Source organism: Paenibacillus sp. sgz302164, from assembly GCF_056120505.1.
The window spans coordinates 14875-29478 of sequence record NZ_JBVYOL010000019.1; the positions used below are offsets into that span (position 1 = coordinate 14875).

At 56.1% G+C, this 14604-nt stretch carries 12 protein-coding genes; 7 read left to right on the forward strand and 5 right to left on the reverse strand.

Going from position 1 to position 14604, the window contains the following annotated elements; all coding sequences use genetic code 11:
• Window positions 1-60 precede the first annotated feature (60 nt).
• The 4 genes from AC0LWT_RS27085 to AC0LWT_RS27100 all read right to left on the reverse strand — a co-directional run bounded on the left by AC0LWT_RS27085 (window position 61) and on the right by AC0LWT_RS27100 (window position 3632).
• Complete coding sequence (locus tag AC0LWT_RS27085) at window positions 61-1344, reverse strand: dihydroorotase (protein ID WP_474684404.1); 1284 nt, start codon at window positions 1342-1344, stop codon at window positions 61-63.
• Window positions 1345-1364: 20 nt separating this feature from the next.
• Window positions 1365-2273, reverse strand: coding sequence for an aspartate carbamoyltransferase catalytic subunit (locus tag AC0LWT_RS27090; protein WP_474684405.1), 909 nt, complete (start codon window positions 2271-2273; stop codon window positions 1365-1367).
• The gene (gene pyrR / locus AC0LWT_RS27095) at window positions 2270-2824 is read right to left on the reverse strand and encodes a bifunctional pyr operon transcriptional regulator/uracil phosphoribosyltransferase PyrR (protein WP_474684406.1); all 555 of its coding nucleotides are present in this window, start codon (window positions 2822-2824) and stop codon (window positions 2270-2272) included. Before pyrR ends, AC0LWT_RS27090 begins: the two co-directional genes overlap by 4 nt.
• A 346-nt stretch (window positions 2825-3170) precedes the next feature.
• Window positions 3171-3632, reverse strand: a complete 462-nt coding sequence (locus AC0LWT_RS27100; protein WP_474684407.1) for a MarR family winged helix-turn-helix transcriptional regulator — start codon at window positions 3630-3632, stop codon at window positions 3171-3173.
• A gap of 148 nt (window positions 3633-3780) precedes the next feature.
• Between AC0LWT_RS27100 and AC0LWT_RS27105 the strand changes: the two genes are divergently transcribed.
• The 7 genes from AC0LWT_RS27105 (at window position 3781) to AC0LWT_RS27135 (ending at window position 13228) form a co-directional block, all read left to right on the forward strand.
• Complete coding sequence (locus tag AC0LWT_RS27105; protein ID WP_474684408.1) at window positions 3781-5511, forward strand: ABC transporter ATP-binding protein; 1731 nt, start codon at window positions 3781-3783, stop codon at window positions 5509-5511.
• Window positions 5508-7400, forward strand: coding sequence for an ABC transporter ATP-binding protein (locus AC0LWT_RS27110; protein WP_474684409.1), 1893 nt, complete (start codon window positions 5508-5510; stop codon window positions 7398-7400). The genes AC0LWT_RS27105 and AC0LWT_RS27110 overlap by 4 nt, the downstream gene beginning before the upstream one ends.
• A gap of 1329 nt (window positions 7401-8729) precedes the next feature.
• Window positions 8730-8924: a hypothetical protein gene (locus AC0LWT_RS27115; protein ID WP_474684410.1), complete on the forward strand. Its 195-nt coding sequence runs from the start codon at window positions 8730-8732 to the stop codon at window positions 8922-8924.
• 151 nt (window positions 8925-9075) lie between these two features.
• Window positions 9076-9387: a hypothetical protein gene (locus AC0LWT_RS27120; RefSeq protein ID WP_474684411.1), complete on the forward strand. Its 312-nt coding sequence runs from the start codon at window positions 9076-9078 to the stop codon at window positions 9385-9387.
• A 333-nt stretch (window positions 9388-9720) separates the two neighbouring features.
• A complete protein-coding gene (locus tag AC0LWT_RS27125; protein WP_474684412.1) occupies window positions 9721-11241 on the forward strand; it encodes an MDR family MFS transporter in 1521 nt (506 codons plus the stop codon).
• Between the two features lie 128 nt (window positions 11242-11369).
• Window positions 11370-12080: a 2,3,4,5-tetrahydropyridine-2,6-dicarboxylate N-acetyltransferase gene (gene dapD / locus AC0LWT_RS27130; RefSeq protein ID WP_474684413.1), complete on the forward strand. Its 711-nt coding sequence runs from the start codon at window positions 11370-11372 to the stop codon at window positions 12078-12080.
• 20 nt (window positions 12081-12100) lie between these two features.
• Complete coding sequence (locus AC0LWT_RS27135) at window positions 12101-13228, forward strand: N-acetyldiaminopimelate deacetylase (protein ID WP_474684414.1); 1128 nt, start codon at window positions 12101-12103, stop codon at window positions 13226-13228.
• Window positions 13229-13413: 185 nt separating this feature from the next.
• On the opposite strand, the gene AC0LWT_RS27140 is transcribed toward AC0LWT_RS27135, so the two are convergent.
• Window positions 13414-14571 (reverse strand): aminotransferase A, encoded by a 1158-nt coding sequence (locus AC0LWT_RS27140; RefSeq protein ID WP_474684415.1) that lies wholly within the window; start codon window positions 14569-14571, stop codon window positions 13414-13416.
• Between the last annotated feature and the right edge of the window lie 33 nt (window positions 14572-14604).

A 14604-nucleotide genomic window follows, 5' to 3' on the forward strand; every position in this document is an offset into this window, starting at 1 on the left:
CTGCATAAATAAAGATTCTTCTGTATAAATATACACGAGTTTCCGCTCGCCGTACAGTGCTTAGGACCAAACAACTTTTCCCGCCGCAATCGTAACAACCGGCCAGCCTTGCAGCTTCCAGCCGATAAACGGCGTATTTTTGCTTTTCGATACGATCTCTTCTTTGCGTACTTCGCGCTCCTCTTCGAGATCGACGATCGTTACATCCGCCGCGGCGCCCGGTTGGAGCTTGCCGTACGGAAGGCCGAACACATCGGCAGGTCTCGCCGTCATCCGGTCGATCAGGAAGCCGAGCGTCCAGCGGCCGGTCAGGACGAACTTGGTGTACAGCAGCGGGAACGCGGTCTCGAAGCCGAGAATGCCGAACGGCGCAAGCTGCATGCCCTTCTCTTTCTCTTCCTCGCTGTGCGGCGCATGATCGGTTACGATGATGTCGATCGTGCCGTCTTCCAGCCCTTCGATCACAGCCTGTACATCGCGCGGCGTACGCAGCGGTGGGTTCATTTTCCAGTTGGCGTCAAGCCCTGGAATATCTTCATCGGAAAGCACGAGGTGATGCGGGCATACCTCGGCGGTCACTTTGATCCCGAACTGCTTCGCGTGGCGGATCAGGCGAACCGACTGCTCGGTGCTGACATGGCACACATGGTAGTGAACCCCGGTCGCTTCGGCCAGCAGCACGTCGCGCCCTACATGAATCGCCTCGGACTCGTTCGGAATCCCCTTGAGCCCGTGCTTCCGGGCGAACGCGCCTTCCGTTACCGGCGCGCCCTCGACGAGCGTGTTATCCTCGCAGTGCGCGATGATCGGCATGCCGAGCGATGCGGCCAGCGCCATCGCATCTTTCATCATCTGCGCGCTTTGCACGCCGACGCCGTCATCCGTGTAGCCGATGACGCCGGCTTCCTTCAAAGCGGCGAAGTCCGTGAGCTCGCGGCCGAGCTCGTTTTTCGTAATGCAGCCGTACGGCAGAACGCGGACGACGCCTTCGGTTTGCGCCTTGTCCAGTATGTAATTCACCGTATCCGGCGTATCGATGACCGGCCGCGTGTTCGGCATGCAGGCAATCGTCGTGAAGCCGCCTCTGGCCGCCGAGCGCGTTCCTGTCGCAATCGTTTCTTTATGCTCAAAACCCGGCTCGCGCAGATGGACGTGCATATCGATGAATCCCGGGGCGACCAGCTTGCCCGCCGCGTCGATGACCGTATGTCCTTCCGTGACCGGAGCCGCTGCGCTTTGGGCGTCCAGAACCTGGACGATCGTATCGTTCTCGATGAAAATGTGCTGCTTAACTCGCTCGTTATCGGCGTTTACCGTCCATCCGTTCAGTATCCAAATTCCCATTGGTAAGCCTTCCCCCTGTTCTATGATAAAGCCCGCTCGATGACCGCCATGCGGATCGGCACGCCGTTTGCGATTTGCGTAAAAATTTTCGATTTCTCATGTTCGACCAGTTCGTCGTCGATCTCTACGTTCCGGTTCACCGGAGCCGGATGCATAATGATCGCATGCGGCTGCATGCGGCCGGCCCGCTCCGCAGTCAATCCGTACTGCTCGCGGTACTCCTCCGCCGAGCGGATTATGCCTTTGTCGTGGCGCTCCAGCTGCACGCGGAGCATCATCACGACGTCGGCCTTAAGCGCTTCTTCGAAGGATACGTACGGCGCGTACTCGCCAAGCTCCCGCGCCTGCATATTGTCCGGCGCGCAGAACTTCACGTTCGCGCCGAGCGCCCGCAGTCCCCACAGGTTCGAACGGGCGACCCTGCTGTGCAAAATATCGCCGACGATCGCAACCGTCAGCCCCTTGATGTCGCCGAAATGTTTGCGCATCGTGTACAAATCAAGCAGCGCCTGCGTCGGATGCTCGTTATTGCCGTCCCCCGCGTTGATGAGCGGCACTTTGATTTTTTCCGCCAACTCCTGCAGAATGCCGGTCGGCTTCAGGCGGATGACTCCTGCGTCGATGCCCATCGACTCCAAAGTCCGGACGGTATCGTAGATGGACTCGCCTTTTTGCACGCTGGATTCCGCAGCCGAGAAATTCAGCACCTCCGCGCCAAGCCTTTTTTGCGCCAGTTCGAAAGAGAAACGGGTTCGCGTGCTGTTTTCAAAAAAGAGGTTCGCCACGAATCGGCCCTGCAGCTCTTTCGTCACCTTCGACGGATGCTGCTCCCAGTAGGCGGCGCGATCCAAAATGCCGGTGATCTCCTGTGCGTCAAGCCCTTTCAGACCCAAGAAATGTTTCGTCGTTTGTACGCCCGCGATGCTCATTCCTGTTTCCCCCTATGCTGTAAAATGATCACTTGATCCTTATTGTCAATTTCCGTCAACTGCACTTCAATCTTTTCGCTTTTCGAAGTGGGAACGTTTTTGCCTACATAATCGGGCCGGATCGGCAGTTCGCGGTGCCCTCTGTCGATCAGTACGGCCAGTTGTATCATCTGCGGCCGGCCGAGGTCGATCAGCGCATCCATCGCCGCCCTCACGGTGCGGCCCGTGAACAGCACGTCGTCGAACAGAATCACTCTTTTATCCTGGATGTGCAGCTTGCCGCCTTCCTGGACGTTGTCCACCGACTTCACCTTAATCCGGTCGTCGCGGTACGAAGTGATGTCGATTTCCCCGACGGGAACCGGCACGCCCTCGATGTCCAAAATCCGCTCCGCCACGCGTTTGGCCAAATAAATCCCTCTGGTCCGAATTCCGATCAGCGTGCACGTCTCTACGCCTTTATTCTTTTCCAGTATTTCGTGCGCAATCCGCGTCAACGCTCTGCGAATTCCCATTTCGTCCATAATGCTGTGTTCAGCTGTCTCGTCCATCCAATCCGCCTCCCAAAAAGTTTTGCACCGGCAAAACTCGCTTCGTAAGCTTCAGCTTGCAGAGAAACTAAAAAACTCCTCGCCATCGTTCGGCAAGGAGTTACTTGTGCGCACGCAGAGACAGACCGGGGCATGAGGGCATATGCATCCCTCAAGCTTATCACATGGACGAACCACCTGTTCGCCCGCGTGCCGTCTTCTCGTTACGATTACCTTGCCAGCCTCTCTGGACTGTTTTTAAAGGTACTTATTCATTTGATAGAATTATGCCATTTTCGACATGAGAAGTCAACCATTAAATACCTAAAGGGCCAGGCGGACTCCGTCCGGCATATCCTGTATTTGCTTAGCAGCCTTTATGATCTTGCAAAAGCAGTTTCTCCAGCGCTTTCAATCCGGCGCGGATTTGCTCGCGGTCTTCTTCGCCGACCTGTTCCATGCGTGCGGCCAAAGCGGCATCCAGCAGCATGGGGCGCTTGTGCAACAAATACGATTCGACATTTTTAGTCATATATATCCGTATAAACCGTTTGTCGTTTTCGTCCGTGCGCCTTTCGACCATGTTCTTTTTCTCCAGCCTGTCCACAATGCCCGAGATCGTGCTGTGCGCAAGCCCGAGCTTCTGGCTCAACTGCTTCAGCGACAGGCCCGGATGGTGGTTTACATGATTAAGAACGGCACCCTGCACCAGCGTTATGCTTTCCTGCTCTCCGTCCTGGTCGACGGAACGTTCCACACATTTTATATATTTGAACAGTCTGGCCACTGTCGTACGGATATATGTAGCGTCTTCTTCTATTCTATACATGCAAAATCGATCCCCTTCCGAGTAAAGAAACCTCTTATTGACAAAAATGATTATAGCACATACCATATATTTCGTATACGACATATCGCACACGTTATATTCTTTTCGAATTTTATTCATTATTTATGAAGGGAACGATGAGCACATTATGTTCCAACTGTTTCGCTATTTGAAGCCGTATAAGTTTCAAGTTGCCGGCGTCATCGCTTTCATGCTGCTTCAGTCGCTTGCCCAGCTGTATTTGCCCACCCTGCTCGCCGACATCGTCGACACCGGCGTCGTGAAGGGGGATATTCCGTTCATCCTGAAATTCGGGGCCTACATGCTGTTCGTCGCTCTGGGAGCCACGATATGCGTTTTTATCGCCAGTTACATGCTCGCCAGAACCGCGACAGGCTTCGGCCGGGATTTGCGGCGCAGCGTGTTCGCCCATGTCGAAAGCTTTTCGCTTGGCGAGTTCGACAAGCTCGGCACTTCCTCTTTGATTACTCGCACGACCAACGATATCGCGCAGGTCCAGCAGGTCATCGTGATGCTGCGCATGTTTATCGGAGCTCCTGCGATGCTCGTAGGCGGCGTGATCATGTCGATATACAAAGACGCCAAGCTCGCTCTGGTCATTATCGCCGTCATTCCGATTCTAACGTTCGCAATCATCGCCATTATGCGTAAAGGCATACCGCTTTTCAAAGCGATGCAAGTCAAAATCGACCAGATCAATCTCGTGCTCCGCGAGCATTTGACAGGCATCCGCGTCATTCGCGCGTTCAACCGGACGGACAACGAAAAAAAGAAATTTGAAAAAGCGAATCTCGATTTTACGCAAACCGCCGTCAAAGTGAACATTCTCATGTCTACGATGATGCCGCTGATGATGCTCGTATTTAATTTGGCCGTCGTCGTCATCCTCTGGTTCGGGGGCATCCGGATCGACCAGAACGACATGCAGATCGGCGATTTGATCGCGTTCATCCAATACGCCATGCAGATTATGTTCTCGATGTTTATGATGACGATGATTTTCGTCATGATTCCCCGGGCATCGGCGTCGGCCGTCCGCATTAACGAAGTGCTCCGGACCGAATCGGCCATCAGCAGCGCTGCGGACGCCCTTCCGTTCGCGCAAAACCGCAATCGGGGGCTCATCGAGTTTCAGGATGTGACCTTCAGCTATCCCGGCGCCGAGCAGCCGGCTATCCGGGGTTTGAGCTTCCGCGCCGAGCCGGGGCAAGTGACCGCGATTATCGGCGGAACGGGCTCCGGCAAGTCGACCCTCCTGCATTTGCTGCTGCGGTTCTACGATGCCGAGAGCGGCCGTATTGCGATTGACGGGGTCCCTATTCAATCTTTGCAGCTCGCAAGCTTGCGCGAAAGCATCGGCTACGTGCCGCAAAAAGCCGTCCTTTTTTCCGGCACCGTTGCCGACAATATCCGTTTCGGCTGCGAGACCGCGTCGGACGAGGAAGTGAAGCAAGCCGCCCGGACCGCACAGGCCGACGAGTTTATTGAACATATGCAGGACGGCTATCAATCGCTCATTTCCCAAGGGGGAACGAACCTGTCCGGCGGTCAAAAACAGCGCCTGTCGATCGCCCGCGCGCTGGCCAGAAAGCCGGGCATCTACGTGTTCGACGACAGCTTCTCCGCGCTCGATTACAAAACCGATGCCAAACTGCGCAGGGCGCTAAAAGAAGAAATCACGCACGCCACGATGCTGATTGTCGCCCAGCGGGTAAGCACGATTATGGACGCAGACCGGATCATTGTGCTTGAGGACGGACAAATGGCGGGCATCGGAAGCCATGAAGAGCTGCTGCGCACCTGTAAGGTATACCAGGAAATCGTCGCCTCTCAGCTTTCGGAGGAGGATATCGCATGAGTGAAAAACGCAAAGCAAACGAATCGTCCGCAGGAGTCGGGCCGGCGCATTTCGGGCGCGGCGGCATGGGCGGTATGGGCAGACCCGTACAAAAGGCCAAAAACTTCAAAGTTACGCTGCAGCGGCTGCTCGGCTACATGAAGCCTTACCGCCTGCAGCTGGCACTTGTGCTTCTGATGGCGGTTCTCAGCACCCTGTTCAGCATTATCAGCCCGAAGCTGATGGGCAATGCAACGACCAAGCTTTTCGAAGGTTCCATGGAAAAGCTGAAAGGCATCGCAGGCGCAGGCATCGATTTTAACGCCATCGCCCAAATCGTGATCCTGCTTGCCGTTCTGTATGTGCTTAGCGCTCTGTTCGGCTATTTTCAGCAGCGCGTTATGGTTACCGTCACGCAAAAAATCGTCTACGATTTGCGCGAACAAGTTAACGACAAGCTCGCCCGCGTGCCGCTCTCCTTTTTCGATTCGAAGAGCCACGGCGATGTGATGAGCCGCGCCACGAACGATGTCGACACGATCAGCTCCACGCTCCAGCAAAGCTTGACGCAGCTGATTACGTCGATTGTAACGCTGCTGGGCATTATCGTCATGATGCTGACGATAAGTCCGCTTCTGGCGCTCGCAACGATCGCCACGCTTCCGCTCAGCATTTATTGTACGAAGTTCATCGCCTCCAGGTCGCAAAAGCATTTTGCCGGCCAGCAAAAAAACCTTGGCGCACTGAACGGCCATGTCGAGGAAATGTTCACCGGACATACGATCGTCAAAGCTTTCGGCCACGAAAGCAAATCGATCGAGCGATTCAACGAAATTAACGAAAAGCTGTATCAGTCCGGTTGGAAAGCGCAATTTATATCCGGTCTGATCTTTCCGCTGATGAGCTTTATCGGCAATATCGGCTTTGTGCTGGTCAGTGTGATCGGCGGAATTATGGTGACCCACGGTTCGATCAAAATCGGCGATATCCAGGCTTTCATCCAATATTCCGGTCAGTTCGGCATGCCCATCACCCAGGTAGCCAACATCGCCAACGTTATCCAGTCCACCATCGCGGCGGCGGAGCGCGTATTCGAACTGTTGGATGAACCTGAGGAACAGCAGGATGCCGCCGACGCCAAATCCGTTGCACATGTCTCAGGACGGGTGCAATTCGAAAACGTCAAGTTTGCCTATAAGGAAGATACGCCGCTGATTACCGACATGAACATCGACGTGCAGCCCGGGCAGACGGTTGCCATCGTCGGACCGACGGGCGCAGGCAAAACGACGATCGTCAACCTGCTCATGCGCTTTTACGAGCTGCAGAGCGGCCGCATCGCCATAGACGACGTCGACTCGCGGCAAATGACGCGCAGTCACCTGCGCGGGCTGTTCGGCATGGTGCTGCAGGACACCTGGCTGTTCAACGGGACGATCCGCGACAACATCGCCTACGGCCGCGAAGGAGCGACCGAAGAGCAGATCGTGAGCGCAGCCAGGGCAGCTTACGCCGATCACTTTATCCGCACGCTGCCGGAAGGATATGATACGGTTTTGAACGAAGAGGCTTCGAACATATCGCACGGCCAGAAGCAGTTGCTGACGATCGCGCGTGCCATACTGGCCGACCCGCCGATTCTCATTTTGGACGAAGCGACGAGCAGCGTCGATACGCGGACCGAGGTTTCGATCCAGCGGGCGATGAACAACTTGATGCAGGGCCGCACCAGCTTTGTGATCGCCCACCGCCTGTCCACGATACGCGACGCCGACCTGATACTCGTCATGAATCAGGGGGCCGTCATCGAACAGGGCACGCACGAACAGCTCCTGGCGCAAAACGGCTTCTACGCCGAACTGCACAACAGCCAATTCGTCCACGCTGCAGCCAATCCGAACGCCGGATAGTCCGGGTGGCGGATTGCGGGTTGCATGTTCGCGCGGCAACACGCGTGCTTCTCCCGGTGCGTTGCGCGTGCGCGGAGGGCGGGTCGCATGTTCACGCGGCAACACGCGTGCTTCTCTCGGCGCGTTGCGCGTGCACGGGGCGGGCTGCATGTTCGCGCGGCAACACGCGTGCTTCTCTCGGCGCGTTGCGCGTGCACGGGGCGGGCTGCATGTTCGCGCGGCAACACGCGTGCTTCTCTCGGCGCGTTGCGCGTGCACGGGGCGGGCTGCATGTTCGCGCGGCAACACGCGTGCTTCTCTCGGCGCGTTGCGCGTGCACGGGGCGGGCTGCATGTTCGCGCGGCAACACGCGTGCTTCTCTCGGCGCGTTGCGCGTGCACGGGGCGGGCTGCATGTTCGCGCGGCAACACGCGTGCTTCTCTCGGCGCGTTGCGCGTGCACGGGGCGGGCTGCATGTTCGCGCGGCAACACGCGTGCTTCTCTCGGCGCGTTGCGCGTGCACGGGGCGGGCTGCATGTTCGCGCGGCAACACGCGTGCTTCTCTCGGCGCGTTGCGCGTGCACGGGGCGGGCTGCATGTTCGCGCGGCAACACGCGTGCTTCTCTCGGCGCGTTGCGCGTGCACGGGGCGGGCTGCATGTTCGCGCGGCAACACGCGTGCTTCTCTCGGCGCGTTGCGCGTGCACGGGGCGGGCTGCATGTTCGCGCGGCAACACGCGTGCTTCTCTCGGCGCGTTGCGCGTGCACGGGGCGGGCTGCATGTTCGCGCGGCAACACGCGTGCTTCTCTCGGCGCGTTGCGCGTGCACGGGGCGGGCTGCATGTTCGCGCGGCAACACGCGTGCTTCTCTCGGCGCGTTGCGCGTGCACGGGGCGGGCTGCATGTTCGCGCGGCAACACGCGTGCTTCTCTCGGCGCGTTGCGCGTGCACGGGGCGGGCTGCATGTTCGCGCGGCAACACGCGTGCTTCTCTCGGCGCGTTGCGCGTGCACGGATGGCGGGTCAGCCCTCGCCCCCACCCTACGCCTCTCCTGCACGGGCTGCGGCGATGAAGCAGAGGGCACTAGACGGCTTGGCTAGGGAAAAGCCTGCAAAAGTGCAGGTTTTTCCTTAAAAACGGTTCGTTTTGGCGAAAAGCCTGCGATTGTGCAGGAATTTTTGATGAAAACGGTCCAGAACCCCAGTTCGTGACGAAAAGCCTGCACATTTGCAGGAATTTTCCGTAACCGGCGTATCAACTGGACAAAAACTGTACTTTTGCAGGTTTTCTTTGCTCAACCAGGCAACAGGTTAGGTGCTGAAGCAGAGGCACTAGGCGGCTTGGCAGGGAAATGCCTGCAAAAGTGCAGGTTTTTTCCTTAAAAACGGTTCGTTTTGGCGAAAAGCCTGCGATTGTGCAGGAATTTTTGATGAAAACGGTCCAAAACACATGTTCTTGGAGGAAAGCCTGCACATTCGCAGGAATTTTTCGTTACCGGCGTATCAGCCGGGCAAAAACTGTACTTTTGCAGGTTTTCTTTGCTTAACCAGGCAACAGGTTAGGTGCTGAAGCAGAGGCACTAGGCGGCTTGGCAGGGAAATGCCTGCAAAAGTGCAGGTTTTTTCCTTAAAAACGGTTCGTCTTGGCGAAAAGCCTGCGATTGTGCAGGAATTTTTGATGAAAACGGTCCAAAACACATGTTCTTGGAGGAAAGCCTGCACATTCGCAGGAATTTTTCGTTGCCGGCGTATCAGCCGGGCAAAAACTGTACTTTTGCAGGTTTTCTTTGCTCAACTAGGCAGATTTGTGCGACCGGCTTTGGCGTGTGGGTTTCCGGGCAGACTGACGACTTTTCGCGGGTTTTCTGCGCATTTACTGCATTGGCGGCGTTGACAGCTCTAGCTGCACTGATCGCATTGGCTGTACAGGTTGCAATGGCTGTACAGGTTGCAATGGCAACACTTGTAGCGTTGATAGTGTTGGCAGCATTGGCGCACTGGTGGCGTTAGCGGCATTCGCAGCATTGGCGATATTGCCGGCACTGGCCACATTGGCGGTATTGCCGTTTTTGGCCGCACCGCCCCGCATTAGCTGCACTTGACTGCACTGGCCGCAAGCAACATCGGCTGCGTTGGTATACGCACCGTAAGGACAATCTCAACCCTGACGCTCTGTTGTCAGGGTTGCTCTTTTATAATAGAACGTGAGCAATTCATCCGGCGGTCCTTCGCAAGTTACGTCTCGAGACCGAGGAGCCGGACTGGTCTTCGCATGTACAATGAGGGACGTGGAGAAATGAAAGTAACGCGCACGCAACGCATATCAAAGGAGTGACAAGTTCAATGACAGCAACGCAAAACAAAGTAGGTTTCATCATCGCGGGCCTGCTGCTTTCGATTCTGATGTCTTCGATGGACAATACGATCGTCGCAACGGCTATGGGAACGATCGTCGCCAAGCTCGGGGGCTTCGACAAGTTTATTTGGGTAACGTCGGCTTACATGGTAGCCGAGATGGCCGGTATGCCGATTTTCGGCAAGCTGTCCGATATGTATGGCAGGAAGCGGTTTTTCATATTCGGCATGATCGTATTTCTGCTCGGTTCCATCCTGTGCGGGACCGCTCAAAGCATCGTTCAGCTCAGCATTTACCGCGCCATTCAAGGTATTGGCGGCGGCGCGCTGATTCCGATTGCGTTCACGATTATTTTTGACGTGATTCCGCCGGAGCAGCGGGGCAAAATTACCGGTCTGTTCGGCGCAACTTTCGGGCTGTCCAGCATATTCGGGCCGCTGCTCGGCTCCTACATCACCGATTACATCGACTGGCGCTGGGTGTTCTACATCAACCTGCCGCTCGGCATACTGTCCTTCATCTTCATTGCCGTCCATTACAAAGAATCGCCGATCCACTCGAAACAGCGAATCGATTGGCTTGGCGCAGCAACACTCGTCGGGGCGGTCGTCTGCCTCATGTTCGGTCTTGAGCTAGGAGGCAACAAATACGCTTGGGACTCGCCGCCCATTCTCGGTTTATTTGCCGGCTTCGCCGTTCTGCTGGTCACATTTCTGTGGGCGGAGACGAAAGCCCAGGAGCCTATTCTCTCCTTCTCCATGTTCCGCGACCGCCTGTTCGGCGGCAGCACGCTGGTCGGGCTTTGCTACGGCATCGCTTTTATCGTATCGACGGTTTACATCCCGATCTATATACAGGGCGTAGCGGGCGGAAGCGCGACGAACTCGGGCCTGATCCTGCTGCCCATGATGCTCGGCGTCGTGGCCTCAAGCCAGATCGGCGCCGTCCTGGCCGGTAAATTCGGCTACCGCAACGTTATGCTCGTCTTCGGCGCTATTTTCCTGATCGCCATCATCTTGTTGACGACGTTGACGGCATCCACTCCGCGATGGCTCATTACCGTCTACATGGTGATCGCCGGCTTCGGCACAGGCGCCTCCTTCTCCGTGCTGGGCATGGCCGCCATCCATAACATGAGCCCGCTGCAAAGAGGCTCGGCCAACTCTACGCTCTCCTTTGTTAGGGAGCTTGGCATGGCGCTCGGCATTACCGTATACGGCATCATCCAGCGCAATAACTTCACGCACAAAATGGCCGACGCGCTGGGCGGGACCGGGCCAATGCCGGCCGGGGCCGCGAGCGATCCGCGCGCCCTGCTCGATCCGCAGACGAGAGCGCAAATCCCGACACCGGTTCTCGATAAAATTACCAGCATACTCTCTTCTTCCATTACGCACGCTTTCACCTGGGCGATCGTCCCGGCCGTATTTGTGATCGTGTTCATGTTCTTCCTTACAAACGACAAGATCGGCACTGCCGGACAAAATAAAAAACAAAGCGCAGCCTGACAGTCGCCGGCGGTTCCCGATCCCGGGAGCCGCATTTTTTTGGCTTGTCCATACAAACGCATTGGCTGAAACGCTCCCTTTCTGATAATATAGGAGAGTCAACCCAAATCAATAAGGAGATGTCAAACATGAGTGAAATGAACACCCTGGAAATTATTCAATTTATTAAAGAAAGCAAAAAAAAGACTCCTGTTAAAGTATATGTAAAAGGAAACCTGGATTCCATCGACTTCGGTGAAGGCTCCCAGTCCTTCGTATCAGGCGGAAGCGGCGTCGTTTTCGGTGAGTGGAGCGTCATTCAGCCCGTTTTGGAGCAAAACAAAGCGCTGATCGAAGATTATGTCGTTGAGGCCGACCGCCGCAACTCCGCGATTCCGATGCTTGACCTGAAACCGATCAATGCCCGCATCGAGCCAGGCGCGGTTATCCGCGACAAAGTGCACATCGGCGACAATGCGGTCATCATGATGGGCGCCCTCATTAACATCGGCGCTTCCGTTGGCGACGGCACGATGATCGACATGAACGCAGTGCTTGGCGGAAGAGCGCAGATCGGCAAAATGTGTCACATCGGCGCAGGCGCAGTCGTAGCAGGCGTAATCGAGCCGCCTTCCGCACAGCCGTGCGTCATTGAAGACGATGTGCTCGTCGGAGCCAACGCGGTCATTCTGGAAGGCGTCCGCATCGGCAAAGGCTCTGTCGTTGCCGCCGGAGCCGTCGTCACGCAGGATGTCGAGGAATATACCGTCGTAGCGGGCGCGCCAGCCAGAGTGATCAAAAAAGTGGACGACAAAACGAAGTCCAAAACGGAAATTTTGCAAGATCTTCGCACGCTGTAAGCACTCTGGGGGGATTCGCCATGCATAGCCCATTTATCGAACTGCGCAGGCAGCTCCATCAAATTCCGGAGCCCGGCTTTCAGGAATTTGAAACGCAGCGGCTGCTTTTGGACTATTTGGCCGGCCTGCCTCAGGACAGAATGACGATCCGCACTTGGCGTACCGGCATTCTGGTTCATATCGCGGGGACTGCTCCTTCGAAGCGGTTCGGGTATCGCGCGGATATGGACGGGCTGCCTATAACGGAAGAGACTTCTCTTCCGTTCCCTTCCCGGCATCCGGGTTATATGCACGCTTGCGGCCACGACCTGCACATGTCCATCGGTATGGGCGTTGTTTCCCATTTTGCGCATCATCCGATGAAAGACGACCTTGTCGTGCTCTTCCAGCCTGCCGAAGAAGGTCCCGGAGGCGCTTTGCCGATGCTTGCCGCCAAAGAGCTGCAGGACTGGAAGCCCGATCAGATCGTTGCGCTGCATATAGCGCCGGAGTATCCCGTAGGCACGATTGCCACGAAGCCGGAAATTTTGTTCGCCAATACGTCTGAACTTTTCATCGACCTGCTCGGCAAAGGCGGTCACGCCGCTTACCCGCATCAGGCGAACGATATGATCGTAGCGGCTTCGCAAATGGTCGGCCAATTGCAAACGATCGTGTCCCGCAACGTGAATCCGCTCGATTCGGCCGTCATTACGATCGGCAAAATGGAAGCCGGCACGAAGCAAAATATCATCGCCGAGAAAGCCCGCCTGGAAGGTACAATTCGCACCCTGTCCGCCGCCTCCATGGCCAACGTCAAAAAACGGATCGAAGCCGTAGCGGCCGGGATCGAAGGCTCGTTCGACTGCCGGGTGTCCATCAACTACGGCTCCAACTACCGCCAGGTGTACAACGATCCGCCGTTGACGCTGGAATTTATGGAGTGGCTGCGCGGCAGCGGCAAAGCCAATCTCGTGGAATGCACGGAAGCGATGACCGGCGAAGATTTCGGCTACTTTTTGGAGCAAATCCCGGGCTTCATGTTCTGGCTTGGCGTCGAAACGCCGCATGGACTGCACCACGCCAAAATAGAGCCCGACGAACGTGCTATCGGCATCGCCATCGAGACGATCACTTCGTATTTGCTGTACAAATCGAGCCAGTCATAAAGCGAAAAAAGCCTCCGCAACCACCGGTGTAGAACCCGTGTCGGTGCGAAGGCTTTTTTTCTTACCACATAAGAATGTTTAAGTTCTTACAGCGCTAAAGCGTGTAGAACGGCATTCTTATTGGCGAATAAACCTACCTCTAAACGCGGTCGCTCATCTTCGAACGACCTCGATAGAGGTTTATCTCATTTCAGCTTGCCGACAAAACGCTCCAGACGGTCCAGCGATTGCTCCAGCACTTCCTGCGAATACGCGTAGGAAATGCGCATGTAGCCTTCCCCGTATGAGGTGAACGCATCGCCCGGTACGACGGCGACTTTCTCTTCCTGAAGCAGCCGCAGCGCAAACTCTTCCGATTTCAGCCCGAATCTGGCGATGGAGGGGAACAGGTAAAAAGCCCCCTTCGGCTTTTCCAGCTCGAAGCCCATCGCGATCAGCCGATCGTACACATAGTCTCTGCGGGCTTCGTAAGCTTGCCGCATCGGCAGCGCGTCGTCCACACCGTTCGTCAATGCTTCGAGCGCCGCATATTGGCTTACCGAACTGGCGCATGTCACGTTATACTGATGAACCTTGACCATATGCCCGGTCAAATATGCCGGAGCAAAAACAAACCCGATCCGCCAGCCTGTCATCGCATGAGACTTGGAAAGACCGTTAATGACAATCGTCTTCTCGCGCAGCTTGCCCATCGCAGCGATGGACCGGTGGCTGTCCCCGTAAATCAGCTCGCTATAAATTTCATCAGATAAAATAAATAAGTCCTTATCTTCCAGCAAATGAGCCAGCTCCGTGAGTTCCTGTTCCGAAAGCACATGTCCCGTCGGATTGGACGGATAACAGAGGATCACGCAGCGCGTGCGCTCTGTAAGATGCGGCTCCAGCAAATCCGCTGTACATTTCAAACCGTTCGCGCGCGTATCCACATAGACCGGAACGCCCCCTGCCAGCCGGATTAACGGCTCGTAGCCCGGGTAGATCGGCGCCGGGATAATGACTTCCGCACCTGGCGTAAGAATGGTGCGCAGGGCGATATCGACGGCTTGGCTCGCCCCGACGGTCACTATAACTTCATCGGCCGCCCGGTAGTCCAGGCCGTATTTATTCCGGACGAAGCGGGACGCCGCTTCGCGCAGTTCCAGCAAGCCGGGATTGGGCGTATAGACCGTCTTGTTTTGCTCCAATGCTTGCTGTCCTGCTTCGATAATATGCCGCGGAGTCGGAAAATCCGGCTGGCCGATCGTCAGCGTCAGCGCGCCGGGAATCGTGCTTACAAGATTGGAAATTTTGCGGATGCCCGATATTTGAATTTCCTTCACTTGCGGATTGATTAAATGTTCCATCCGTTTCTCCCCTCTGCCTATGGAAACGCTGCG

Coding starts and splice junctions, on each gene's coding strand:
- AC0LWT_RS27085 (WP_474684404.1), bottom strand. CDS start 1,344: ATGGGAATTTGGATACTGAACGGATGGACGGTAAACGCCGATAACGAG.
- AC0LWT_RS27090 (WP_474684405.1), bottom strand. CDS start 2,273: ATGAGCATCGCGGGCGTACAAACGACGAAACATTTCTTGGGTCTGAAA.
- pyrR (WP_474684406.1), bottom strand. CDS start 2,824: ATGGACGAGACAGCTGAACACAGCATTATGGACGAAATGGGAATTCGC.
- AC0LWT_RS27100 (WP_474684407.1), bottom strand. CDS start 3,632: ATGTATAGAATAGAAGAAGACGCTACATATATCCGTACGACAGTGGCC.
- AC0LWT_RS27105 (WP_474684408.1), top strand. CDS start 3,781: ATGTTCCAACTGTTTCGCTATTTGAAGCCGTATAAGTTTCAAGTTGCC.
- AC0LWT_RS27110 (WP_474684409.1), top strand. CDS start 5,508: ATGAGTGAAAAACGCAAAGCAAACGAATCGTCCGCAGGAGTCGGGCCG.
- AC0LWT_RS27115 (WP_474684410.1), top strand. CDS start 8,730: ATGCCTGCAAAAGTGCAGGTTTTTTCCTTAAAAACGGTTCGTTTTGGC.
- AC0LWT_RS27120 (WP_474684411.1), top strand. CDS start 9,076: ATGTTCTTGGAGGAAAGCCTGCACATTCGCAGGAATTTTTCGTTGCCG.
- AC0LWT_RS27125 (WP_474684412.1), top strand. CDS start 9,721: ATGACAGCAACGCAAAACAAAGTAGGTTTCATCATCGCGGGCCTGCTG.
- dapD (WP_474684413.1), top strand. CDS start 11,370: ATGAGTGAAATGAACACCCTGGAAATTATTCAATTTATTAAAGAAAGC.
- AC0LWT_RS27135 (WP_474684414.1), top strand. CDS start 12,101: ATGCATAGCCCATTTATCGAACTGCGCAGGCAGCTCCATCAAATTCCG.
- AC0LWT_RS27140 (WP_474684415.1), bottom strand. CDS start 14,571: ATGGAACATTTAATCAATCCGCAAGTGAAGGAAATTCAAATATCGGGC.